Source organism: Devosia sp. LC5, assembly GCF_000735585.1.
Taxonomy (GTDB): Bacteria; Pseudomonadota; Alphaproteobacteria; order Rhizobiales; family Devosiaceae; genus Devosia.
Map to the genome: position 1 here is coordinate 36,866 of NZ_JNNO01000013.1, position 23,040 is coordinate 59,905.

21 protein-coding genes are annotated in these 23,040 nt (G+C 63.2%); 15 read left to right on the top strand and 6 right to left on the bottom strand.

Annotated elements, in window-relative coordinates:
- Positions 1-41: 41 nt before the first annotated feature.
- From FF80_RS21655 to FF80_RS09165, 4 genes are all read left to right on the top strand, one after another.
- The gene (locus tag FF80_RS21655; RefSeq protein WP_152558319.1) at positions 42-230 is read left to right on the top strand and encodes a hypothetical protein; all 189 of its coding nucleotides are present in this window, start codon (positions 42-44) and stop codon (positions 228-230) included.
- Complete coding sequence (locus FF80_RS09155) at positions 196-1,365, top strand: M20 aminoacylase family protein (RefSeq protein WP_035099565.1); 1,170 nt, start codon at positions 196-198, stop codon at positions 1,363-1,365. Before FF80_RS21655 ends, FF80_RS09155 begins: the two co-directional genes overlap by 35 nt.
- Positions 1,366-1,618: 253 nt before the next feature.
- Positions 1,619-2,680: an AbrB family transcriptional regulator gene (locus FF80_RS09160; protein ID WP_081917343.1), complete on the top strand. Its 1,062-nt coding sequence runs from the start codon at positions 1,619-1,621 to the stop codon at positions 2,678-2,680.
- A 47-nt stretch (positions 2,681-2,727) separates the two neighbouring features.
- Complete coding sequence (locus tag FF80_RS09165; protein WP_035099567.1) at positions 2,728-3,033, top strand: hypothetical protein; 306 nt, start codon at positions 2,728-2,730, stop codon at positions 3,031-3,033.
- A gap of 480 nt (positions 3,034-3,513) precedes the next feature.
- Here the strand turns inward: FF80_RS09165 and FF80_RS09170 are convergent, their stop codons facing one another.
- The gene (locus FF80_RS09170; protein ID WP_035099568.1) at positions 3,514-5,139 is read right to left on the bottom strand and encodes an alpha-glucosidase family protein; all 1,626 of its coding nucleotides are present in this window, start codon (positions 5,137-5,139) and stop codon (positions 3,514-3,516) included.
- A 149-nt stretch (positions 5,140-5,288) separates the two neighbouring features.
- On the opposite strand from FF80_RS09170, the gene FF80_RS09175 reads away from it, so the two are divergent.
- Positions 5,289-5,624, top strand: coding sequence for a cupin domain-containing protein (locus tag FF80_RS09175; RefSeq protein ID WP_035099570.1), 336 nt, complete (start codon positions 5,289-5,291; stop codon positions 5,622-5,624).
- A gap of 66 nt (positions 5,625-5,690) precedes the next feature.
- On the opposite strand, the gene FF80_RS09180 is transcribed toward FF80_RS09175, so the two are convergent.
- The gene (locus tag FF80_RS09180) at positions 5,691-6,623 is read right to left on the bottom strand and encodes a 2-hydroxyacid dehydrogenase (RefSeq protein ID WP_035099571.1); all 933 of its coding nucleotides are present in this window, start codon (positions 6,621-6,623) and stop codon (positions 5,691-5,693) included.
- A gap of 198 nt (positions 6,624-6,821) precedes the next feature.
- Between FF80_RS09180 and FF80_RS09185 the strand changes: the two genes are divergently transcribed.
- From FF80_RS09185 to FF80_RS20930, 3 genes are all read left to right on the top strand, one after another.
- Positions 6,822-8,243 carry a circularly permuted type 2 ATP-grasp protein gene (locus FF80_RS09185; RefSeq protein WP_035099573.1) on the top strand — a complete coding sequence of 474 codons (1,422 nt, stop codon included), beginning with the start codon at positions 6,822-6,824 and terminating at the stop codon, positions 8,241-8,243.
- Between the two features lie 283 nt (positions 8,244-8,526).
- Positions 8,527-9,474 carry an alpha-E domain-containing protein gene (locus FF80_RS09190; RefSeq protein WP_035099575.1) on the top strand — a complete coding sequence of 316 codons (948 nt, stop codon included), beginning with the start codon at positions 8,527-8,529 and terminating at the stop codon, positions 9,472-9,474.
- Positions 9,475-9,626: 152 nt separating this feature from the next.
- Complete coding sequence (locus FF80_RS20930; RefSeq protein ID WP_052153345.1) at positions 9,627-10,430, top strand: transglutaminase family protein; 804 nt, start codon at positions 9,627-9,629, stop codon at positions 10,428-10,430.
- Here FF80_RS20930 and FF80_RS09200 read toward each other — a convergent pair.
- Complete coding sequence (locus tag FF80_RS09200; RefSeq protein WP_035099577.1) at positions 10,427-11,362, bottom strand: AEC family transporter; 936 nt, start codon at positions 11,360-11,362, stop codon at positions 10,427-10,429. The two genes, FF80_RS20930 and FF80_RS09200, sit on opposite strands and share 4 nt — an antisense overlap.
- Before the next feature lie 280 nt (positions 11,363-11,642).
- On the opposite strand from FF80_RS09200, the gene glpD reads away from it, so the two are divergent.
- Entirely contained in the window at positions 11,643-13,139 is a 1,497-nt protein-coding gene (gene glpD / locus FF80_RS09205) for a glycerol-3-phosphate dehydrogenase (protein ID WP_035099579.1), read from the top strand.
- A gap of 172 nt (positions 13,140-13,311) precedes the next feature.
- A complete protein-coding gene (gene glpK, locus FF80_RS09210) occupies positions 13,312-14,799 on the top strand; it encodes a glycerol kinase GlpK (RefSeq protein ID WP_035099581.1) in 1,488 nt (495 codons plus the stop codon).
- 363 nt (positions 14,800-15,162) lie between these two features.
- Here glpK and FF80_RS09215 read toward each other — a convergent pair whose 3' ends face one another.
- Together FF80_RS09215 and FF80_RS09220 are read right to left on the bottom strand one after the other, a co-directional pair.
- Positions 15,163-15,675, bottom strand: coding sequence for a CAP domain-containing protein (locus tag FF80_RS09215; protein ID WP_052153346.1), 513 nt, complete (start codon positions 15,673-15,675; stop codon positions 15,163-15,165).
- A 15-nt stretch (positions 15,676-15,690) separates the two neighbouring features.
- A complete protein-coding gene (locus tag FF80_RS09220; RefSeq protein ID WP_052153347.1) occupies positions 15,691-16,542 on the bottom strand; it encodes an aminoglycoside phosphotransferase family protein in 852 nt (283 codons plus the stop codon).
- A gap of 222 nt (positions 16,543-16,764) precedes the next feature.
- Here FF80_RS09220 and FF80_RS21870 point away from each other — a divergent pair, with 222 nt between their 5' ends.
- On the top strand, positions 16,765-16,938 hold the full coding sequence (locus FF80_RS21870) for a hypothetical protein (protein ID WP_160172818.1): 174 nt from the start codon (positions 16,765-16,767) through the stop codon (positions 16,936-16,938).
- A gap of 162 nt (positions 16,939-17,100) precedes the next feature.
- Here FF80_RS21870 and uxaC read toward each other — a convergent pair whose 3' ends face one another.
- Positions 17,101-18,516, bottom strand: coding sequence for a glucuronate isomerase (uxaC, locus tag FF80_RS09230; RefSeq protein WP_035099585.1), 1,416 nt, complete (start codon positions 18,514-18,516; stop codon positions 17,101-17,103).
- 214 nt (positions 18,517-18,730) lie between these two features.
- Between uxaC and FF80_RS21875 the strand changes: the two genes are divergently transcribed.
- From FF80_RS21875 to FF80_RS22085, 4 genes are all read left to right on the top strand, one after another.
- Entirely contained in the window at positions 18,731-18,883 is a 153-nt protein-coding gene (locus FF80_RS21875; RefSeq protein WP_160172819.1) for a hypothetical protein, read from the top strand.
- Positions 18,884-19,076: 193 nt separating this feature from the next.
- The gene (locus FF80_RS09235; protein ID WP_035099587.1) at positions 19,077-19,748 is read left to right on the top strand and encodes a response regulator transcription factor; all 672 of its coding nucleotides are present in this window, start codon (positions 19,077-19,079) and stop codon (positions 19,746-19,748) included.
- A gap of 153 nt (positions 19,749-19,901) precedes the next feature.
- A complete protein-coding gene (locus tag FF80_RS09240) occupies positions 19,902-22,373 on the top strand; it encodes an extracellular solute-binding protein (RefSeq protein ID WP_035099589.1) in 2,472 nt (823 codons plus the stop codon).
- A gap of 381 nt (positions 22,374-22,754) precedes the next feature.
- A complete protein-coding gene (locus FF80_RS22085) occupies positions 22,755-22,925 on the top strand; it encodes a hypothetical protein (protein WP_200877185.1) in 171 nt (56 codons plus the stop codon).
- Positions 22,926-23,040 lie beyond the last annotated feature (115 nt).

The following is a 23,040-nucleotide window of genomic DNA, read 5'->3' on the forward strand; positions in this document are numbered from 1 at the left end:
GGGGACGGGTCGCGCCATGCAGTGTATGGATGGCCTTCAGCATGGATTCCGGCCTGCGCCGGAATGACATTGTGGGTGGGGTGTGGTTGGGAGCCAGGAACACGACATGGTTTGCGGCGGACAGCGTGGGCAAGGTTGACGGCGGGCTTTGGGGCAGCGACATTGACGTTAGCTTTGCCTGTTTTGGACGTTTTGATGCCCGTATTGAACCGAATTGCCGAATTTCATGACGAGATTGCCGCCTGGCGACGGGATTTCCACACGCATCCGGAAATCCTGTTCGATGTGGAGCGGACGGCGGGCAAGGTTGCGGGGCTGCTGGCCGAATTCGGGGTCGATGAAATCGTGACCGGGCTGGGCCGGACCGGGGTGGTGGGAATCATCAATGGGCGCAGCAATGGCAGCGGCAAGACGATCGGGCTGCGTGCGGATATGGATGCGCTGCCGGTGACGGAAAAGACCGGGAAGGATTATGCCAGCAGCGTGGCGGGCCGCATGCATGCCTGCGGGCATGACGGGCACACGGCCATGCTGCTGGGCGCGACAAAATATCTGGCTGAGACGCGCAATTTCGATGGCCGCGTGGCGGTGATTTTCCAGCCGGCGGAAGAAGGCGGCGGCGGCGGCAAGGAAATGGTGCAGGACGGGCTGATGGAGCGCTTCGGCATTTCCGAAGTCTATGGCATGCACAATTGGCCGGGCATGCCGGTGGGGCATTTCGGCATCCGGGTCGGCGGCATCATGGCGGCGACCGACAGGTTTTATATCGACATTACGGGCGTGGGCGGGCATGCGGCGCGGCCGCAGCAGACGATCGATCCGATCATGGTGGCGGCGCATCTGGTGACGGCGCTGCAGACAATTGTGTCGCGCAATGTCGATCCGCTCAAAAGCGCCGTTGTGTCGGTGACGATGGTCGAGGCCGGGGAAGCCGACAATGTGATTTCCCGGACGGCCAAGATTACCGGGACGGTGCGCACGCTGGATAGCGAAGTGCAGGATTTTATCGAAGCGCGGCTGGGCGAGATGGTGCCGCAGTTTGCTGCGAGCTTTGGCGCAACGGCGAGCATTCGCTATGCGCGGGGCTATCCGGTGACGGTGAATGAGCCGGGGCGGACGGCCTTTGCGGCGGAGGTGGCGAGTGAGATCGCCGGGCCGGATCGGGTGGATGCGGATGTGCCGCCTTCGATGGGCGGGGAGGATTTTTCCTTCATGCTGGAGGAGCGGCCGGGGGCCTATATATTCCTGGGCAATGGGGACAGCTCGGAACTGCATACCGATACGTATGATTTCAACGATGCGGCTATTCCGGTGGGCGCGAGCTATTGGGTGCGGCTGGCGGAACGGGCAATGCCGGTGGGGTGACCACACCCTGTTCCTTACCACCGGGTCATTCCGGCGCTGGATGGTGCTGATGGCCTTCAGCATGGATCCCGGCCTGCGCCGGGATGACATTGTGGCTGGGAGAGTTCGGGGCCACAAAAACGGAGGTTCCCGCTTTCGCGGGAATGACATTGTGGGGGTGAAATGACCCTGTGCGGGCTGATGGTCCTATGAAGGGTCGACACCCGGGTGGCGTGGACGACGCCCTGAATTGCAAGAAACTCGTATTGGCCAAATGACTGCTTCTCCCTCCCGATCATTGCTGCAAGCGGCATACCCTACCCTGCTGACCCTGGCCGTTTCGGCGGGCGGGGGTGCGGTTGCGACCGCGCTCAGCATGCCGGCGGGGTGGTTGATGGGCGGGGCGCTGGCGGTGACGACGGCGGCGATGGCGGGACTGCCGATGCGCATTCCCAACCGGTTGCGCGATGTGGTGTTCGTGCTGGTGGGCATGATGATGGGGGCGAGTGTCGCCCCCGACAGTTTGAGCCTGATCGCCAGCTGGCCGGTGAGCCTGGCGGCGCTGGCGCTGGAATTAGTGCTGATCATTTCGCTGACTGGCTGGATGCTGTCGGCGGTGTTCAAGCTGGACCGGGGAACGGCCTATATGAGCTCGTTTCCGGGGCATTTGTCGTTTGTGATGGGCATTGCCTCGGCGGGAGTGGGCGAGCCGCGGCAGATCGCCATTATCCAGGTGATCCGCATTTTGATGCTGACCATTGTGGTGCCGATCGGGGCGATGTTTTTGCCGATCGATCATTTCCCGCCGCCGGTGGCGGGCGAGTTCCTGAACGTCTGGCAATTGCTGGCGCTGGCCGCGGGGTGCATTGCGGTGGGGTTGGTGTTTATCCGGCTCAAAGTGCCGGCGGGGCTGGTGCTGGGATCGATGGCGGCGGCGACGGCGGCCAAGCTGGGCGGGCTTTATAGCGAGGCCATGCCGGGGCCGCTGGTGGTGCTGACCTTTATCCTGGTGGGGGCACAGATCGGCTCGCGCTTTGCCGGCATCACGGCTCGCGAATTCATCACTGCGGCCAAGGGCGGCATCGTGGCGACGGCAATGACAGTGGGCATCGTGACAATCATGGCATGGATCGTCAGCCTGCTCGTCGACATGCCCTATGGGCAGATCTGGCTGGGGCTATCGCCCGGGGCGCTGGAGGGCATGGGCGCGCTGGGGATTGCGCTGGGCTATGACACGGCGTTTATTGCGGCACACCATGTGATCCGGCTGTTGATGCTGAGCTTTGCCATTCCGGCGGTGGTGGTATTGATCCGGCGGCGGGAAAAGCCGGCGTGACTCTGCCACAATCGCCCTTCACATGAAGGCGGAATGAGGAGATTTCCATGTCCAAGAAATTGATGAGTGTTTTCGCGCTGGCCTTGCTGGTGGCGACGCCCGCCACGGCAGCGCCGTTTTGCAGCGGGGGCGATTGGGGCTCGGGCGGCATCCGCATCAGCGGGGGAATCCGTATCGGCACGATAGATTCGGATGACCGCCACGAGCTCAACCTGATGCGGCTGCGCCGGATCGGGGTGGATGCCACGCGCGCCGAGGAATGGAATGGCTGTATCCGCGCCTTTGTGCGCCAGCCGGGCGGCGGGGAAATCATGCAATTCTTCGATCCGAACACGCTCGAGCAGGTTTATTGAGATTACCGGCCTGTCCGAAGCGTAATGCAGGTCACGGCAGCCAGACCGTGGCGTTTTTTGACCCGCTGACGCTCAAGCCGGTCGGCCCGAACGCGGCGAAAGGATAAGCCGGCGCTGCATTGGCACATGCAAAGAGCCCCTCGGGAGCGCCCGGGGGTCTTTTTTTGTTTGCGGGGGAGTTATGCCTTCCGGGAGAGGGCTATCGCGTGTGCCCCGGCTCACCTCGCCCCTCAGGGGAGAGGTCGGCGCGTAGCGCCGGGTGAGGGGTGCGATGCTACAGCAGGTGTGATGCCCCAGCATCGCACCCCTCACCCTGGCCCTCTCCCCTCAGGGGAGAGGGGGCGATAGAACCGACGCGCCGGTGGGTATGCGGTTCGCCCAGTGCAGCGGTGGCTCGCCTAGTGGGTGCCACGACCTCGTAGTTCGTCCTTCGACAAGCTCAGGAGGCTCACCATGAGGTCTGCTGCAAGGGCCTCGGGCTTAGCTCAGTTTTATCTTGCCGTCGGGTATGGCGATGAAGGCGTAGCCGTTGGGGCCGAGGGTTAGCGCACCATTGTCGAGATTGGCGTGTTGGGAGATGGGCTCGGGCGTGGCGGTTGCGCCAGTCAGGGTGAGCTGGTGCGGTTCGGGGGAGAGGTTGAAGACGCAGAGCATGGTGGCGGCGGGGCCGGTGCGGCGGAAGGCCAGGATGGGTTCGGGGGTTTTGAGGAAATCGATGTCGCCGCCGCTGAGGACCGGATGGGTGCGGCGCCAGGCGAGGATGGCGCGGTAGAAGGCCAGTGTGGAGTTTGCGTCGGCGTTTTGCAGGGCGATGTTGAGGGCGGATTGGGGCGGCTTGACCGGGAGCCATGGGGTGCCGGTGGTGAAGCCGTTGGGCGCCTCGCCGTCGTCCCAGGGCATGGGGGTGCGGCAGCCGTCGCGGCCCTTGTCTTCGGGCCAGAAGCGGATGCCGCGCGGGTCGGTCAGTTCCTCGAACAATAGATCGGTTTCGGGCAGGCCCAGCTCCTCCCCCTGATAGAGGCAGACCGAGCCCTTGAGACTGAGCAGGAGCGCGGCGGCCTGCCGGCCCAGGGCTGCGGGATCGAGACTATGGGGCGCCCAGCGGGTGATGTGGCGGGGCACGTCGTGGTTGGAAAAGCTCCAGCAGGGCCAGCCGTCGGTGCTGTGCTTGAAGAATTGCTCGATGCGGGTGCGGAAGTGTTTGGCGGTGAACTGGGGGCCCAGGAACTCGAAGGAATAGCACATATGCAGCTTGTCGCCGCCCGAAGTGTATTCGGCCATCAATTCCACGGCCTTGTGGCTGTCGCCCACTTCGCCCACTGAAGTCGTGCCGGGGAATTGGTCGAGCAGGGCGCGGACGCGCTGGAGGAAAGCGACGTTTTCGGGCCGGCTCTTGGAATATTTGTGCTCCTGCATGTCATAGGGATTGACCGCATAGGGCAGATGCTCGTCGCGCTTGTTGGGCGGGTTGGAGCGCAGCTTCTTGTCGTGGAAATAGTAATTTACGGTGTCGAGGCGGAAGCCATCGACGCCGCGCTCGAGCCAGAAGCGCATGATATCGAGCACCGCGTCCTGCACTTCGGGATTGTGGAAGTTGAGGTCGGGCTGGCTGGTGAGGAAATTGTGCAGGTAATATTGCCCGCGGGTGGGGTTCCACTCCCAGGCGCGGCCGCCGAACACTGCGGGCCAATTGTTGGGCGGGGAGCCATCGGGGAGCGGATCGGCCCAGACATACCAATCGGCGCGGGCATTATCGCGCGAGAGGCGGGATTCGCGGAACCAGGGGTGCTGGTCGGAGGTGTGGCTGACCACCTGATCCATGATGACCTTGAGGCCAAGGGCATGGGCGCGCTCGATCAGGCTATCGAAATCTTCCATCGTGCCAAAGAGCGGATCGACATCGATATAGTTGGAGACGTCGTAGCCCATATCCTCTTGCGGGGATTGGGTGATGGGGGAGAGCCAGATGCAATCAACGCCCAGGCCCGCGATGTGATCGAGCCGGCGGAGGATGCCGGGCAGATCGCCGACGCCATCGCCATCGCTGTCCTGGAACGAGCGGGGATAAACCTGGTAGATCACGCCGCCGCGCCACCAATCAGCCATGTCGTCGTCTCCTGTTTGCTGGCGTGAGGCTAGCCTGTTGCAGCGGATATGGGAATCGCCCCGGAATGCAATTGGCCAATGCAAGGAAGGCGTGTCGAAACCGGCAAGGCTGGTCCGTCGTGTGGTCAGAGAGGCAGAGGAGACAGGCGATGCATGTATTGCGGGCGGCGGAAAGACCGCCGAGCAAAAGCCGGACGATCCGGTTCGAGGGGGATGGCTATGGCGCGGGCATTTCGTTTTTCTCGGTGGACAATGATCCGGGGCAAGGGCCGGGACTGCATGTGCATCCCTATGCCGAAACCTGGATCGTCAAATCGGGCCGGGCGCGCGTGGTGGCGGGGGATGAGGTGATCGAGGTGGGGCCGAACGACATTGCGGTGGTGCCGGGCGGGGTGCCGCATAAATTCACCAATATCGGGCCGGGGCGGCTGGAGATCGTGTGTATCCATGCTGCCGGGACGATGGTGCAGACGGATTTGGAGTGAGGGGCCTCGCGCAAGCGGGGAGTGGCCCTCGGGTCGAGCCCGAGGGAGAGCGGTGGGTGGGGGAGCCTAGACCACCTGGCTAAGGAGGGGTTCGCCGGCGAAGTGGGCGTCGAGATTGGCGACGAGCATGGCGCCCATCGCGTCGCGGGTTTGTACCGTGGCGCTGCCCTGGTGGGGGGAGAGGACGACATTGTCGAGGGCGAAAAAGGCCTCTGGCACCTGGGGCTCGTTTTCGAAGACGTCGAGCGCGGCGCCGCCCAGGCCGCCATTCTGCAGTAGCTCGAGCATGGCCGGCTCGTCGACCAGCGTGCCGCGGGCGACATTGACCAGCATGCCCTTGGGGCCCAGAGCGGTGAGGACGTCGCGCGACACGATGCGTTCGGTGCCTTTGCCGCCGGGGGCGATGATCACCAGCCAATCGCTGTCGCGGGCCATGTCGACCAAGTTGTCGTAATAGATATGCGGCTCGGAAAGCTGGCGATGGCGGCCGTGATAGACGACGCGCATCTTCATGGCCTGGGCGCGGGACGCGATTTCCTTGCCGATGCGGCCGAGGCCCAGAATGCCCAAGGTCTTGCCGGTGAGTTCGGTAAACAGCGGCATGCTGGCGCCGGGCTGCCACTTGCCCTGGCGGACATATTGATCGGCCTGGGGGATGCGGCGAGCCAAGGCGATCATCAGGCCGATGGTGAGTTCGGCCACGGCGTCGTTGAGCACGTCGGGGGTGTTGGTGACGCGGATATTGCGGGCCTTGGCGGCCCTGGTGTCGATATTGTCATAGCCGACGCCGAAGCTGGCGATGATTTCCAGATTAGGCAGCGCGTCCATCAGATCGGCCTGCACCCCCGAGCCGGCATGGGCGCGAATGCGGGCGCCGTTTTGGGCAAGCCAGGTTTTGGGATCGGCCTGTTCGTGCAACTTATGGACGGTGTAGCGGGCGGCGAGCGCGGCTTCGCAGGAGGCGAGGAGCTTGCCGGTTTGCAGGATTTCGATGGTCATGAATGGGGCTCCTCCGGGTGATGCTGGCGACACCATAATGGGCATGGGCCGCATCGCAAGCCCTGTGGGGAGCGATCCGTCAGGTGGGGTTCTCGCGATGAAGTCTTGCGATTGTCGCGCTGACCGGCTGGACGGCTGCGTACAAATGTGTAGCAATGTGAAGGCGATGGGCTAAGCCGTAACACCACGCGGAGCATAATGGCCGAAACTGCGCCGTTCGATGAAATGTACAATGCGGATGGTTCTGTCCGCGAACCTTATCGGGCCCTGAACGCCTGGCTGGAGGAACAGCCCGACAAAGCCCTGACCCTGATGCAATCGGATGCCGAAGCGATTTTTCGCAAGCTGGGCATTACCTTTGCGGTTTACGGGTCGGAGGAAGGCACCGAAAAGGTCATCCCCTTCGATGTGATCCCGCGTATTATCGCGGCACAGGAATGGCGCAAGCTCTCCAAGGGGATCGAGCAGCGCGTCAAGGCGCTCAACGCGTTTTTGTATGACATCTATCACCGCCAGGAAATTCTGAAGGCGGGACGAATCCCCGAAAAGCTGATCCTGCAGAATGCCGCTTTCGCGCCCGAAATGATGGGGCTGGAGCCGGCCAAGGGCGTTTATGCCCATATTATCGGGGTCGATATCGTGCGGGTGGGACCGGACGAATATTATGTGCTGGAAGACAATCTGCGCACGCCTTCGGGGGTCAGCTATATGCTGGAAGACCGCGAGGCGATGATGCAGCTGGCGCCCGACCTGTTCCACCGCTGCAAGGTGGCGCCGGTGGAAACTTACCCCGAAAACCTGCGGCGGACGCTGGAAAGCGTGGCGCCGGCCGGCGCTGGGCAATCGCCCAATATCGCGGTGCTGACGCCGGGCATTTATAATTCGGCCTATTTCGAACATTCGTTCCTGGCCGACCAGATGGGCGCACAGCTCTGCGAGGGACCCGATCTGTTTGTCGATGGCGGCAAGGTTTATATGCGCACCACGACCGGGCCGGAGCGGGTGGATGTGATCTATCGCCGGATCGACGACGATTATCTCGATCCCCTCACCTTCCGGCCTGATTCCATGCTGGGGGTGCCGGGCCTGTTCAACGCCTATCGGGCGGGCAATGTGACGCTGGTCAATGCGCCGGGCACCGGGATTGCCGATGACAAGGCCGTCTATACCTATGTGCCCGAAATCGTGGAATTCTATCTCGGAGAAAAAGCACTGCTGAGCAATGTGCCGACCTATAATTGCACCGATGAGGAACAGCGCAATTGGGTGCTGGCCAATATCGCTGACCTGGTCGTCAAGGAAGTGCATGGCTCGGGCGGCTATGGGATGATGGTGGGGCCGACCTCGACCAAGGCCATGCATGCCGAATTCCGCCGGAAAATCGAGGCGCGGCCGGATAATTACATCGTGCAGCCGACCTTGGCGCTCAGCACCTGCCCCACTTATGTCAATGCCGGGGTGGCGCCGCGGCATGTGGATTTGCGGCCCTATGTGCTGGTAGGCGATAGGGTGCGGATCACGCCGGGCGGGTTGACGCGAGTGGCGCTGAAGAAGGGCTCGCTAGTGGTCAATTCGAGCCAGGGCGGCGGGACCAAGGATACGTGGGTGCTGGAAGATTGATGATGGATTCCGGTATTTCGCGCGTGTTGAGAGACACCCCCACCCTAGGCCATTCGAGCGTAGCTCTCATGGCCTTGATCGCTCAAATCGCTCCACTGGAGCGATTTGCCCCTAACGGGTCGCTCACAAGCCCCACAAGGGGGAGGGTGACATCGAGTTTTTGGCATAATAGCGCCATACCTGCCGGCTTCACCTCCCCCCTTGTGGGGGAGGCAAGCAGAGCTTGGCGCGCAGCGCCTAGCGGCGCTCGGAGGGGGGGTGCCGCCGCGCACTCGATCTGCTCATGATGCTCGGGCGGACGGCACAAAATCTGTTCTGGCTCAGCCGCTATGTGGAGCGGGCCGAGAATATGGCGCGGCTGCTCGAGGTGGGCTATCGCATGAGCCTGACCAGCCGGCGCGAGGGTGGGTCGAGCGAGCATTTGATGTCGATGATGCAGGCGGCGGAGGTCGATGAGGCTTTTGCGGCCAAGCACAAGACGGCCGATGTGGATACGGTCGCCCATTTCATGATGTTCGACCCGGATAATTCGAGCTCGGTCTATTCGTGCCTGTTGGCGGCACGGACCAATGCGCGCTCGGTGCGCACCGCCATCACCACCGATATGTGGGAGAGCATGAACGGGGCGTGGCTGGAATATTCCCAGATCAAGCCGCGCGATGTGCGCGGGGCCAAGCTGCTTGGTTTGCTGCAATGGGTGAAGCAGCGCAGCCATGAATTCCGCGGGGCGCTGCTCGGCACGATCCTGCGCGATGACGGGTTTGCGTTCTTGCAGGCGGGCAATTTCGTGGAGCGGGCGGATAATACCGCCCGCATCCTGGACATGAAATATTATGTGCTGCTGCCCCGCGCCACGCTGGTGGGGGGCGAACTCGACATCCAGCAATGGACGCTGATCTTGCGGGCGGCATCGGCGCATCGCAGCTATCGCCATGTCTATCACGACCGCTACAAGGCACAGAACATCGCCGACTTCCTGATCCTGCGGCCGGAAATGCCGCGCTCGCTGAATTTCTGTGCGCAATTCGTGCAGCAGAATCTGGATCTGCTGGCAGATTTTTACGGGCGCAAGCAGGAATGCCAGGAGGCGGCGAGCCAATTGCTGGCCATGGTGGAAGATACCAGCATGGAAAAGATCTTCAGCCATGGGCTGCATGAATTTCTCACCGAATTCATTGCCCGGAACAATCGGGTCACCGATGCCTTGTCCGAAAGCTACAATTTCTACTAGGTGTGTGGACATTTAGGTGATGGAGGTCTGCAAATGGCGATTTTCTGCGCTTCCGGTGCTCACGTACCCGAACGTACGCTGCGCGCCGGTTCTCAAAAACCACCATTTTCGCCTCTCCCTGACCTAACTGTCCACACACCGTAAGGAAGTCGATGCGCATTGCCATACGCCACCAGCTCAGCGTGACGCCGCCGGCCGGCACGGCCAATGCCGTGCTGCAATTGCTGCTGACGCCGCAGGGTGGGCCGACACAGAGCATAGAAAGCTGGAGCGTGGAAATGGCGGGGATCGGCAATGCCGGCCGCTTTATCGACGCCTATGGCAATATCGCCCATCTGGTGAACCAGAGCCGGCCCGAGGGCGAACTGGTGGTGACGGTCAAGGGCGTGATCGAGACGACCGACCGGCATGGCGTGCTCGGAAGGATCGGAGGCGAACCGGTGCCCGCGCTCTATCGACGGGTAACGCCACTGACCAAGGCGCCGGTGGCGCTGTATGGCAAATATCGCAATGCCAAGGAAACCAGGCTCGACATCTTGCACGGGCTGATGGCGCGGGTGGGCGAGGCGCTGGGCGTGGATGCCCCGGGCCAGAGCCAGATGCAGGCCGATGGCGGGCAGAGCCAGGGCCAGGGCGGGGTGGCAAAGCCCCTGCCCCCGGCCAGTGATTATGCGCATAGCTTTGTGGGCGGCGCGCGGGCGCTCGATATTCCGGCGCGCTATGTGACAGGCTACCTGATGGGCGCCGAGGGTGGCGTGGCCGCGTTCCATGCCTGGGCGGAGGCGTTTGACGATGGTTTGGGCTGGATCGGGTTTGATCCAAGGCTGCAGATATGTCCCACCGACCGGCATGTGCGGCTGGCAGCGGGGCTGGACGGGCTCTCGACACAACCGCTACGGCTGGTGCCGGCGGAGGATGGCGTGCGCGAGCTTGAGGTGAGCGTGGCGGCGGCCTAAAGGCTCAGAATATAGAGCCAGCCCGAAATGGTGACGGCGGATGCGAGGGTCGTGATCAGCACCGTATTGGTGGCAACGCTGACGCTGCGATTGTAATAGGTGGCAAAGATATAGGCGTTGACGCCGACCGGCATGGCGGAGAGCAGGATGCCGTAGCGGGCAATGGCCATGTCGACATGGAACACCCAGATCATCAGTCCATAGGCGATGGCGGGGTGGAGGATCAGCTTGATGGAGGAAGCGACCAATGCGTGCTTCCAGCTGTCGCTGAGCTTATATTCATTGAGCGCGCCGCCGACGCCGAACAGGGCTGCCGGGACCACGGCCTGGCTCATCATGACGAAAAAGGCTTCGGCCGGCTCGATCAGGGTGACGCCGGCGAAGGAGGCGATCATGCCAGCGGCAATGCCCCAAATCAGCGGATTGGAGCCGACGCGCTTGCCCGCGACGATCAGCGTCTTGCCCAGGGACTGGCCATCGCGGCGGACCAGTTCCATGGTGAGCATGCCGATGGTGAGCAGGATCGCGCCATGAAGGCCAATGATGGAGAGCGTGACCGGGAGCGCTTCGGGGCCATAGGCGCGCTGGATGATGGGCAGGCCGACCAGCACCGTATTGGTGAAAGTGCCGGAAAAGGCGGCCGAGACGCCTTCGCCGGGACGATTGCGGAAGAATTTGATGGCGATGAAAATGCCCAGGGCGAAGCAGATCAGCGCGCCGGCATAAAAGGGCACGATGATGGATAGGTTGAACGCCGAGCGGAAATCGCTGGTGAGCAGGGAATGAAACAGCAGGCAGGGCGTCGCGAAATTGTTCACGAAGGCGATTAGGCTCTTGATGCCATCGGCGGGGAACAGGCGGAAGCGCACGGCGCCGTAGCCGAGCGCCATCAGGGCGAAAACCGGGGCAATGACAGTGATAATGGCGAGCATGGCCGGGACCCGGGGCCGAAGGACACCCCTGCCCTAGCCTGTCACGCCATATGGGTCAACTTGGATCTTGTATGGAAGATAGACCGGGGTCCGGTTTCACCTCGCCCCTCAGGGGGAGGTCGGCCCGCAGGGCCGGGTGAGGGGCGAGGGACGAAAGAGCCGCTGGATCAGTTCATAGGCGATATGCTGTTCCGCACATTGGAATTTGCAACGCTTGACGGCCTTTCAAAACGAAAACATTTCGCGTAGAAACGAAAGCATAACGAAAGAGGCTGAAGCGATGACCGAGCAAGTCGATGTCTTTGTGATTGGCGGAGGCATTAATGGGGCCAGCGTCGCCCGCGATGCGGTGGGGCGCGGCTATTCGGTAATGCTGGCCGAGATGCATGATCTGGCATCGGGCACCTCATCGGCGGCGACCAAGCTCGTGCATGGCGGGCTGCGCTATCTCGAGCATTATGAATTCCGGCTGGTGCATGAAGCCCTGGCGGAGCGCGAAGTGCTGTGGGCCAATGCGCCCCATATCATCAAGCCGCTGCGGTTCGTGCTGCCGCACCACAAGGGGCTGCGGCCGGCAATGGTGCTGCGGGCGGGGCTGGCCATGTATGATTATATGGGCGGCCGCCGGCTATTGCCGCCGACCAAGACGCTGGACCTGACGCGGAACGAGGTGGGCAAGCCGCTGAAACCCGGCTACCGGCTGGGGTTTGAATATTCCGATTGCTGGGTGGACGATGCGCGCTTTGTGGTGCTGAACGCGCGCGATGCGGCGGATCGGGGCGCTATTGTGCAGGTGCGGACCAAGGTGACGAGTGCGCGGCGGGATGCCGGCGGCTGGACCGTGGAACTGGATGGCGAAGGCGGGCGGCAGAGTGTACGGGCCAAGCTGGTTGTGAATGCGGCGGGGCCGTGGGTGGACAGTGTCATCAACGGCACGATGGGCAAGAACGGTGCGCATAATGTGCGGCTGGTCAAGGGCAGCCATATCGTGGTGAACAAGCTCTATGACCATGACCGTTGCTATATTTTTCAGAATGCGGACGGGCGGATCATTTTCGCCATTCCCTATGAAGGCGATTTCACGCTGATCGGCACGACCGACGAGGACTATTCCGGCGACCCCAAGGATGTGGCGATTTCGGACCGGGAGACGGATTATCTCTGCGCGGCGGCGAGCGAATATTTCGCCAAGCCGGTGACACGGGGCGATATCGTCTGGACCTATTCGGGGGTGCGGCCGCTGTTCGATGATGGGGCGAGCGCGGCGCAGGAAGCGACGCGGGATTATGTGCTCAAGGTCGATGGCGACGCCCAGAGCGGGGCGGCAATCAATGTGTTTGGCGGCAAGCTGACCACCTCGCGGCGGTTGGCCGAGTCGGTGCTGGACAAGATCGAGGGCGTGCTGGGCAAGAAGGGGCCGGCCTGGACCAAGGTGAGCAAGCTGCCGGGCGGAGACTTCGAGCCGCTGTCGTTCGAGGCCGAAGTGCGGCGGCTGCACAAGGATTATGCCGGCATGCCCGATGGGCTGGTGCGGCGGCTGATGCGGCTTTATGGCACCAAGGCGCGGGTGATCTTGGGCGATGCCAGCGATGTCGGCGGGCTGGGGCGGCATTTCGGGGCGGATTTGTATCAGGCCGAGGTGGATTATCTGATGGCGCACGAATGGGCGCGGGTGGGGCAGGACGTGCTGTGGCGGCGGACCAAGCTGGGGCTGCGGGTGAGTGCGGATGAGGCGGTGGAGCTGGATGGGTATATGGCGGGGCGCGTGAGCCACTGACATTGAGGCTGGATCGAGGCTTGATACCTCGCAATCGTCATCACCCGGCTGTCCGGGTGATCCATACGATGCGATCACGATTGCTGAAGCATGGATTGCCCGGACAAGCCAGGCAATGACGGCGGGTGAGAGCTAGGAGGGGAACCACAGAGTTCCTGCGGAGGAGACTTTAATGAGCGGATATATTCTGGCGATTGATCAGGGGACGACGTCGAGCCGGGCGATCGTGTTTGGCGCGGACCGCCGGATTGCCGGGTCGGGGCAGAAGGAATTTACCCAGATTTTTCCGCGCGACGGCTGGGTGGAGCATGACCCCGAGGAAATCTGGGAGAGTGTGGTCTGGGCGGTCCAGGAGGCGCTGAAGGCGGCCGGGATCGGCGCGAAGGATGTAGCGGCAATCGGCATTACCAACCAGCGCGAGACGACGCTGATCTGGGACCGGCAGACGGGCAAGCCCATTCACAATGCCATTGTGTGGCAGGACCGGCGGACGGCGGCGTTTTGCGCCAAGCTCAAGGCGGCGGGCCATGAAAAGGCGATCACCAAAAAGACCGGGCTGCTGCTCGACCCCTATTTTGCCGGCACGAAAGTGCGCTGGCTGCTGGACAATGTGAAGGGCGCCCGCAAGCGCGCGGAAAAGGGCGAACTGGCGTTCGGCACGGTGGATAGCTTCCTGATCTGGCGGCTGACGGGCGGCAAGCGGCATGTGACCGACGCGACCAATGCGGGGCGCACGCTGCTGTTCGATATTGGCAAGAACCGTTGGGACAAGGGGCTGCTGGAACTGTTCGAGGTGCCGGCGGCGCTGTTGCCGGAGGTGGAAGATTGCGCGGCCGATTTCGGGGTGACCGAGCCGGAATTGTTTGGCGCGGCGATCCCCATTCTGGGGGTGGCGGGCGACCAGCATGCGGCGACGATCGGGCAGGCTTGCTTTGAGCCGGGCATGCTTAAATCGACCTATGGCACGGGGTGTTTTGCGCTGCTCAATACCGGCAAGGACATGGTGGCGAGCAAGAACAGGCTGCTCACGACCATCGCCTATCGGCTGGATGGCCAGACCACCTATGCGCTGGAAGGCTCGATCTTCATCGCCGGGGCGGCAGTGCAGTGGATTCGCGATGGGCTGAAGCTGGTCAAACATGCCAGCGAGACCGGACCGCTGGCGCAAAGCGCCGATCCCAGCCAGCATGTCTATATGGTGCCCGCCTTTGTGGGGCTGGGGGCGCCCTGGTGGGATGCCGAGGCGCGCGGGGCGATTTATGGACTGACGCGCAATTCGGGGCCGGCGGAAATTGCCCGGGCGGCACTGGAGGCGGTTTGCTACCAGACGCTGGACCTGCTGGCAGCGATGCGCAAGGACTGGAAGGGCGGACAGGACACGGTGTTGCGGGTGGATGGCGGCATGGTGGCATCGGACTGGACCATGCAGTTCCTGGCCGATGTGCTGGACGCACCGGTGGACCGGCCGGTGATTCTGGAAACCACGGCGCTGGGCGCGGCGTGGCTGGCCGGATCGCGGGCCGGAGTATGGCCGGGCATGGCCGAGTTTGCGGCGAGCTGGGCCCGGGATCGCCGGTTTGAGCCCAAAATGGCGGCGGCCGAGCGCAAGGGCAAGATCAAGGGCTGGGACATGGCGGTGCGGCGGACGCTGAGTTCGTAGCGGGAGATCGCCCTTTTCCCCTTGAGGGAGAAGATGCCCGAAGGGCGGATGAGGGGTCTCTTTCTGCGTTTCTGGCATGGGAGAGCGCAGAACCCCTCACCCTGTAATTTCTTCTGGACGAAGAAATTACTGTCCTAGCCATTCGAGCATAGCTCTCATGGCCTTCTCCCCTCAAATCGCTCCACTGGAGCGATTTGCCCTGCGGGACGGCTCGAAGTCCCTCAAGGGGCGAGGGGGGCCGGTGGGTGCTGGAGATGGTGCCACGACCTCGTGGTTCGACGGGCTCACCATGAGGTCTACTTAGACCGCCGCTATAGCAGTAGACCTCATCCTGAGCTTGTCGAAGGACGAGGTCGTGCCCCGCTATTGATATACCCGCCAGGCGTCGAAGCTGCCGCCGGCGATCAGGGCCCAGTAGAGGCGGCCGGCTTGGGTGCGGGTGACGGCGAGGCCGAATTCGGTGAATTTGGGGCTGAGCAGGGTGCCGCGATGGCCGGCGGAATTCATCCAGCCCTGCAGGGCCGCTTCGAGCGAGATGTGGCCACGGGCCAGGTTCTCCCCGACTGCGCCGATATAGCCGGCCTCGGTGACGCGTTCGCGCAGGGTGACGCCCAGATCGTGGCTGAGCGTGTCGCGCTGGGCCATGAGGCGAGCCTGGGAGCGGGCGGCGTCTTCGAGGCGCTGGCTATAGCTCCAGGGCGGGGCGCCATTGGCCCGGCGCACGGCATTGACCGCCGCCATGATCTGATCGCCGGTGAGGGTTTCGGGCGTGGGGGTTGCCACAGCCGGTGCCAAAGCCGGCATGGTGGAGGCGCAGGCCGAAAGCGTCAGGGCCGCGCCCAACATGAGCAGGCCGCGGCGCGAAGTAGTCAGCATCGTGGATGATTCCATTTAGACGGCCTGGTCGTAGGCGCTGAGCAGATTGGGCAGGACGGCGAGTTGATGGGTGATGGAGCGTCCTTCGGCAAGCTCCCAGCAGGCCGAGAGCGCCGCATGGGCGGCGGCCCAGCCCAGGATGCGCTTGCGCGGATAGGCCAGGCGCTCGGAGAGGATATCAGCGCGGGCGGCGATGCGGCGGGGGTCGGCGGCGATGTGGCCGGCACCCTTGGGGTTGATGAACACATTGGCCACATCATAGGCCGGATCGCCGAGCAGGCCCTTGGGATCGATAGCCAGCCAGCCGCGATCCGAACTCAGCACATTATCGTGGTGCATATCGCCATGCAGCGGAATCTGGGCGCTGGGCCGGTCGAACAAGCGGAGCGCGATGCCGCTGGCGCGGGCATAGAGATCGCGCGCCGTATGCGGCCAACTCCGCACATCAGTGTCGAACAGAGTCTGGAAACGGTCGCGCAGCGGCTCGAGGCCCTCAGGAGCGCCCTCGCGGGGGCGATGCAGACTGGCAATGACCGTAGCGATAGCGATGGTGCCCTCATCATCATGGCCGGCGCGGACGGCGTCGCCCAGCGTCTTGCCCTCGAGCCATTCCATGAAAATGGTATTGCCGTGAATGTCGAAGACCGTGGCGGCCCCCTCCCCGCCATACCAGTTCAGCAACTGGGCGCCGCGGCTTTCCTCTTCCAAAGCCAGGGGCTTGAGGATTTTGAGGGCGGCGAAGTTGCGGCCATTCTGCTCGACGCGGAAGACCCAACTGGTGGCGGTTTCCGCCACGGGCATCGACTTGGTCAGGGACCAGCGGATCATGGCGCGGCTCAGCGCGGTTTCGGCGGGAGACTGATTCATGTCAGCCATTAGATCAGAAGGCGGGCTTGCTTTCGACATTAACTGCGCTTGGCAAAAGAACTTGATCGAAATGCGGCGCGGTAGCTTTTTGGTAAGCAAGACGCTTTGCACGATGGCAACCTTAACGCCAGCAAACCGGGCCACGGCAAGTTTTGATAAAGTTGGCCGGAGTTAGACTGATCGCGACGCAGAAGACAGCGCCCAATGCAGGGGAACTGGACCATGACGTATCGAGGCATGAACGGGGACGACCCCCACAAACTCTCCGACATCATTGCGGCCGACGAGGCGACGCCCAGCCTGGGGCGGCAGGTGTTCAACGGGGTGACCGGGACACTGGTGCTGCTGGTGACGGGGATTTTGGTATTGCTGGTGGTGTTGTGGAAGTCGCCGTGAGGGACGACGGGCTTCTGGCAGACAGCATTTCTTCGTCCCACCCACCGCTCTCCCTCGGGCTTGACCCGAGGGTCGCTGGGGCCAAGCACCGTATTTGGTGCGGCGGAGAATGGCCCTCGGGTCAAGCCCGAGGGAGAGCGGTGGGTGGGGATGGATTGAGGCCTAGCTGATCTTGTAGGCGTCTTTCGCGGCTTGATAGCTCAAATGCTTGGCCAGCTCTTCGGCGGTGCGCTTGCTGAGGCGGTTTTCGGCGACCCAGGTGGCGAGGAACCCGCAGACTTCGCGGCGCCAGACGTCGTGGCGGGCGGGGATGGAGAGCAGGGCGCGGGTGTCGTCGTTGAAACCGGCGAGATTGTAGAAGCCGGCGGTTTCAACGACCTGGTCGAGATAGCGGCGGATGCCTTGCGGGCTATCGTGGAACCACCAGGGCGGACCGATCATCAGGCTCGGCCAATAGCCGGCCATGGGGCCCAGCTCGCGGGCATAGGTGGTTTCGTCCAACACGAACATGATCAGCCGCAGGTTTGGCTCATTGCCGCAGCGGGCGAGCAAAGCGCGCAGGCCGTTGACATAGTCGGTGGTGCCGGGGATGTCGGCGCCCAGATCCGGGCCGCGCTCGGCAAAGAGCAAGGGATCGGTATTGCGGCGCGAACCGGCATGGAGCTGCATGACCATGCCGTCTTCGACGGACAGCAGGGCCATTTCGGTCATCATCTGGGCGCGGAACAGCTCGGCATCGGCGGCGTCGTGCTTGCCGGCGAGAATCTTGTCGAGCAGAGCCTGCTTTTCGATCAGCGGCAGATCAGCCGTGTTGGCCGAGGGCACACCATGGTCGGTGGCGACGGCGCCGTAGCGGCGGAAATATTCGCGGCGAGCCCGGTGGGCGTTGATCAGCCCACCCCAATTGGTGACGTCCTCGCCGGTCAGTTCGGCGAATTTCCTGAGATTGTCGACAATGGCGGGGCGGCTCGGATCGGTCACGTCATCGGGGCGGTAGGTGGTGCGGACGCGACCCAGAATACCGGTTTCGGCCATTTTCTGGTGATGGACCAGGGGATCGAGGGCGAATTCGGTGGTGGCGATGACTTCGACCCTGGCGCGGTCGAGCAAAGCCAGCGGCAGCAGGTCGGGCGTGGCGAGGGCGGCGTCGATCGTGTCGTAGATGGCGTCGGCCGTGGCGGGGGACAGCTCATCGGTGATGCCGAAGGCCCAGTGCAGGGAATGGTCGATCCAGGTCTTGGATGGGGTGCCAGCAAAGAGGTGATAATTGGCGGCAAAGAGACGCCAGGCGGTGCGCCCATCGGCAACGGGCTTGCCATCCTTACGGGGGACGCCCAGCGCATCGTAATCGAGCCCGCGGCTGCGCAGCATGCGCAGGACATAGTGGTCGGGCGTGAGGAAGAGCGCAGCCGGATCGGAGAAGCGCCCATTGTTGGCGAACCAGGACGGATCGGTATGACCATGCGGGCAAATCAGCGGCAGGCCGGCTACGGCGGGATAAAGCTCGCGGGCAATCGACTGGGCCGGTTGGGAGGCAGGGAACAAACGATCGGGGTGGAGATGGGCTGAATGGGTCATGGGCAATGTTCTGCCACGACGCGCGGGCGGGATCAAGCATCTACCATACAAGATCAGGATAGATCGGATTTTATGTAAATTAACCGCTTTGGCAGGGAGGCTTTCGCGCAATGGGCGCGGCGAGGTTAGCTTTTCCGCGTGGGTGAGAAGAGCCTAATGGCGGCAAACTCCGACAAATCGCTGGCGCAGTGGCCGGCACTATAAGGGGCGGCATATGACACATCTGGATACATCGGACATCAAGGCGACACGGCTTGCGGCGCATCGCTCGGCGCAGATGCAGCGCATGCAGGCCATGTTGATGGCGGCAGGGCTGGCGGCGCTGGGTATCGTGGCGGTGGCGGCTTCGATGATGGCGGTGTTTTAGGAGCATCCTTCAGTAGACCTCATCCTGAGCTTGTCGAAGGAGGAGGTCGCGACTGAATAGTGCCACGACCTCGTGGTTCGACAGGCTCACCATGCGGTCTACTGGGGCGAGGGATGATGGGGGCTTCCCAGCGCTGGTGCTGACACGCAAGGCGAAACTCCATACTGTGCCGGCAGGGAGACCATCGGCGCTGATGCGAATATTGCTTGTCGAAGATAATGAAGACCTGGGCGAGGCCATCGAGAAGCGGCTGCGTACGGCGGGGCATTCGGTGGAATGGGTGCGGGACGGCAATGACGTGGTGCCGGCCGCCGAGGGTGATGTTTTCGATGCGGTGGCGCTCGATCTGATGCTGCCCAATCGCGACGGGATCGGGCTGATCGCCGAATTGCGCAAGCGCAAGTTCAATGCGCCGATCCTGGTGATTACGGCGCGCTCGGAAATCGACGACAAGGTGAGCCTGCTCGATCTGGGGGCCGATGATTATCTGGTGAAACCCTTCGATCTGCGCGAGCTGGAAGCGCGGCTGCGGGCGCTGATGCGGCGGACCGGCGGGCAGACCACCAGCACGCTGGGCGTGGGCAATCTGGCGCTGGACATGGCGGGGCTCAATGCCTCGATCGGCGGCAAATCGCTGGAGCTGGGGCGGCGCGAATTCCGGCTGCTGGAAATTCTGGTGACCAATGCGGGCAAGGTGGTACCCAAGGAGCGGCTGATGAACCAGCTGTTCAATTTCGACGAGGCGGTGTCGGTCAATGCGCTGGAGCTGCATATCTCGCGGCTGCGCAAGAAGCTGGAAGCGGCGAGCATTGAGATCGGCACGGTGCGTGGCGTGGGCTATGTGTTGCGGGCGCCGCATGGGTAGGGCTTTTTCTTCGTCACCTCTCCCTTGGGGGGAGAGGTCGGCTCGCCCTCGCGAGACGGGTGAGGGGGCCTTTCTCCACCACCCCGCCAGGAAAAGGCCCCCTCACCCGCCCCTTCGGGTCGACCTCTCCCCCAAAGGGAGAGGTGTGGTGCCGTGACCGAGCCCAGAAGTTCCTTTTCCATCAGGCGGCGGATTTTGGCGCTGGCGGTGGCGTTGCTGCTGGGCGCTGCGGTAATCCTGGTGGTGTTCATCCGCGATTATGCGGAGCGGGCGGCCGACCGGGCGTTTGACCGGTTGCTGGCTGCGTCGGCACTGACCATTGCCGGGGCGGTACAGGTGGAAAACGATGCGGTGATCGTGGAATTGCCGTTTGCCTCGTTTGGCATGTTTTCCGGGCGCGACCGGGTGTTTTATGCGGTGGAAGACCCGCGTGGACGGGCGGTGACCGGCTATGGTGACCTGTCGGCAGACCTTGAAGAAATGCAGTCGGCGGGGCCGGTGTTTCAGGACGCGATGTATCGCGGCGAACTGGTGCGGGTGGCCAGCGTTGGGCGGCTGACCTCGTCGGCCAGCGAGACCGATTGGGTGACCATTCATGTGGCCGAAACGCAGAATGAGCGCGAGGCGCTGGCCAATGAGATATTGGGCAATGCCATCGTGCCGGTGGTGGCGCTGACGCTGCTGGCGGTGGCGCTGGTGTGGTTTGGCATCGGGCGGATGTTTGCCCCGCTCTACCAGTTGGAACAGGCTTTGCGCGGGCGGGCGCCCGATGACCTGTCGCCGCTGGATGTGCCGGTGCCGGTGGAGGTGAGCCAGCTGGTGGGGGCGCTCAATGCCTTCATGGCGCGGCTGGGCAGCAGCATGGAGCGGCTGAGCGGGCTGGTGGCGGAGGCGGCCCATGAAGTGCGCACGCCGCTGGCTTCGCTAAGGGCGCAGGCGGAAGTGGCGATGGATGAGCAGGACCCCGATGCGCTGCGGCGGCGGGTGGGGCGCATTCACCAGGGGGCGATCCATGCCAGCCAATTGGTGTCGCAATTGCTGATGGACGCGACGATTTCCCATCGGCTGGAGAACCAGGAAAGCGACACGACGCCATTCGGAGCAGTGATCGAGGATGTGCGGCAGCGGCTGGATGGCGATCAGGCGGCGCGGCTCAGCCTCGATATTCCCGAGGCGGTGGCGGCGGCGCAAATCCGTGGCGACCGGGTGGCGCTGCGAGAGATGGTCCGCAATGTGGTTGATAATGCCATGATCTATTCGGAGGGATCGGTTTCCATTGCCGGAGTGGCGCAGGATGGCTTGCTGACCATGGTGGTGACCGATAGCGGGCCGGGCATTCCCGAGGGGGAAAAAGCGGTGGTACTGGAGCGATTCAAGCGGGGCAGCAGCGCCAGCGCCAAGGTGGGATCGGGCCTGGGGCTATCGATCGTCAAGCGGGTGGTGGTGGCGCATCGCGGGGCGCTGCGGCTGAAGGACCGGGAGGGCGGCGGGCTGGCGGTGGAAATCGAATTGCCGCTGGTGGGGCGCAATGCCAGGCTCGAGCAGTTGCGCAAGGCGCTGGGGAGCGTCGCCATGCTGGCGCTGTGCCTGCTGCTGGTGCAGCCGCAGGCGGCGCGGGCGGTGGAGTCGCGGTATCCGGCGCCCGATGGCAGCACCGAGCAGGTGCTGACCATACTGGGCGTGACCGATACGCCGCTATTCGCCCAGTTCGTGGCGGGGTTTCAGCTGCGCTGGCCGGGAGTGACGGTGATTTACGAAGAGACGGATTCGGTGCCGCTGTATGAGCGGTTTCTGGCGGGGGATACCGACCCCAAGCCGGATCTGGTGATCAGTTCGGCCTCGGATTTGCAGGTCAAGCTGGCCAATGATGGCTATGCGCTGGCCTATGACAGCCCCTATCTGGCGCAGCTGCCGGAATGGGCGCATTGGCGCAATGAGCTGTTCGGGTTCACCTTCGAGCCGGCGGTGATCATCTATAATCCCGACCTGATCGGGGCCGACGAAGTGCCGCGCACACATCTGACGCTGGCTGAGTTGCTGGAGAACCAGACCGCGCGGTTCCGCGGCAAGATCGCGACCTATCATATCGGGGTCTCGGGCGTGGGCTATCTGCTGGCGGCACAGGACCAGACGATTTCATCGAACTTCTGGCGGCTGGCGGCAGCATTTGGCCGGGTGAATGCGCAATTCAGCGGGTCGAGCCCGGCAATTCTGAACGGCGTGGCCGATGGCTCGCTGGCGCTGGGCTATAATGTGCTGGGCTCCTACGCCTTTGCGCGCAAGGCCGCAGGGGCCAATATCGAAATCGTGGTGCCCGACGATTATGTGCTGGTGCTGACGCGCTCGATGATGATCCCGCGGGATGCGCCCTACCCCGAACTGGGCAAGGCGTTTGTCGATTTTGCACTATCGCCGGAGGGGCAGGCCATTGCGGCGGGGCAGACAGCGTTGGGGTCGGTGGTGGCCGGCGGCGTTGGAGAATGGAGCAGCGAGGCCATTGCGGCGCGCGGGCGCGGGGTGATCCAGCCGATACCACTGGGTCCGGCGCTACTGGTGTCGCTCGACCAGCAGAGGAAGCGGCGGTTTCTGGATACCTGGCAGGAAATTGTTTCGCCCAAGCCTTAGGGGGCTTGCCTTCGCCCCTTGAGGAGAAGGTGCCCGAAGGGCGGATGAGGGGTTTTCTTTCCCCAGCTTCTGGCATGGGATGACGCAGGACCCCTCACCCTGTCATTTCTGCTGGACGCAGAAATGTCGTCCCTCTCCCACAAGGGGAGAGGGTTGGCTCCGTGTTCGGTCTCACTCCCGCGCAAATCCCCATGCGCTCAGCGCATGGCAGCGGGTGGGTGTTTGGAATATCGGCCGGAAATGGGCGTTTGCGGGCAGGCATTCGCGCTGGACGCATGGCTGGAATGATGGAATTGCCCTACCGGCGGGGGCCGGATGAGCCCATTTACACAATCATGAAAGCGAGCGGCGATCTGGCCGGGGCTTTAGAGGAAAATGGCAATGAGCACTCATCGGAACAATCGTTTCTTTGCAGCCCTTGGCACCTTCGTGGAAGTGTTCGGCAGCGCTGCTGCCGTGTCCAACGCGGTGGAAGCCGGGCGTGCGCCCAAGGCCAAGCACCTCAAGACCCTTGGCATCGACGCCGACGCTTTCCGTTCGATCGGCAGGTAAGTCTCCTGCTCGAAGCGGGGCGCTGGCCCCTCCCTGTGCGACCCGTATCGAGTTGCCGGTCAACGTGAAAAAGCCCGGATGCGCTGTGATGGCGCGTCCGGGCTTTTGCTTTTTC

What these genes read in the sequence shown, in the direction of transcription:
- FF80_RS21655 (WP_152558319.1), top strand. Translation starts at nt 42, where the DNA reads ATGGATTCCGGCCTGCGCCGGAATGACATTGTGGGTGGGGTGTGGTTG.
- FF80_RS09155 (WP_035099565.1), top strand. Translation starts at nt 196, where the DNA reads ATGCCCGTATTGAACCGAATTGCCGAATTTCATGACGAGATTGCCGCC.
- FF80_RS09160 (WP_081917343.1), top strand. Translation starts at nt 1,619, where the DNA reads ATGACTGCTTCTCCCTCCCGATCATTGCTGCAAGCGGCATACCCTACC.
- FF80_RS09165 (WP_035099567.1), top strand. Translation starts at nt 2,728, where the DNA reads ATGTCCAAGAAATTGATGAGTGTTTTCGCGCTGGCCTTGCTGGTGGCG.
- FF80_RS09170 (WP_035099568.1), bottom strand. Translation starts at nt 5,139, where the DNA reads ATGGCTGATTGGTGGCGCGGCGGCGTGATCTACCAGGTTTATCCCCGC.
- FF80_RS09175 (WP_035099570.1), top strand. Translation starts at nt 5,289, where the DNA reads ATGCATGTATTGCGGGCGGCGGAAAGACCGCCGAGCAAAAGCCGGACG.
- FF80_RS09180 (WP_035099571.1), bottom strand. Translation starts at nt 6,623, where the DNA reads ATGACCATCGAAATCCTGCAAACCGGCAAGCTCCTCGCCTCCTGCGAA.
- FF80_RS09185 (WP_035099573.1), top strand. Translation starts at nt 6,822, where the DNA reads ATGGCCGAAACTGCGCCGTTCGATGAAATGTACAATGCGGATGGTTCT.
- FF80_RS09190 (WP_035099575.1), top strand. Translation starts at nt 8,527, where the DNA reads ATGATGCTCGGGCGGACGGCACAAAATCTGTTCTGGCTCAGCCGCTAT.
- FF80_RS20930 (WP_052153345.1), top strand. Translation starts at nt 9,627, where the DNA reads ATGCGCATTGCCATACGCCACCAGCTCAGCGTGACGCCGCCGGCCGGC.
- FF80_RS09200 (WP_035099577.1), bottom strand. Translation starts at nt 11,362, where the DNA reads ATGCTCGCCATTATCACTGTCATTGCCCCGGTTTTCGCCCTGATGGCG.
- glpD (WP_035099579.1), top strand. Translation starts at nt 11,643, where the DNA reads ATGACCGAGCAAGTCGATGTCTTTGTGATTGGCGGAGGCATTAATGGG.
- glpK (WP_035099581.1), top strand. Translation starts at nt 13,312, where the DNA reads ATGAGCGGATATATTCTGGCGATTGATCAGGGGACGACGTCGAGCCGG.
- FF80_RS09215 (WP_052153346.1), bottom strand. Translation starts at nt 15,675, where the DNA reads ATGCTGACTACTTCGCGCCGCGGCCTGCTCATGTTGGGCGCGGCCCTG.
- FF80_RS09220 (WP_052153347.1), bottom strand. Translation starts at nt 16,542, where the DNA reads ATGAATCAGTCTCCCGCCGAAACCGCGCTGAGCCGCGCCATGATCCGC.
- FF80_RS21870 (WP_160172818.1), top strand. Translation starts at nt 16,765, where the DNA reads ATGACGTATCGAGGCATGAACGGGGACGACCCCCACAAACTCTCCGAC.
- uxaC (WP_035099585.1), bottom strand. Translation starts at nt 18,516, where the DNA reads ATGACCCATTCAGCCCATCTCCACCCCGATCGTTTGTTCCCTGCCTCC.
- FF80_RS21875 (WP_160172819.1), top strand. Translation starts at nt 18,731, where the DNA reads ATGACACATCTGGATACATCGGACATCAAGGCGACACGGCTTGCGGCG.
- FF80_RS09235 (WP_035099587.1), top strand. Translation starts at nt 19,077, where the DNA reads ATGCGAATATTGCTTGTCGAAGATAATGAAGACCTGGGCGAGGCCATC.
- FF80_RS22085 (WP_200877185.1), top strand. Translation starts at nt 22,755, where the DNA reads ATGAGCACTCATCGGAACAATCGTTTCTTTGCAGCCCTTGGCACCTTC.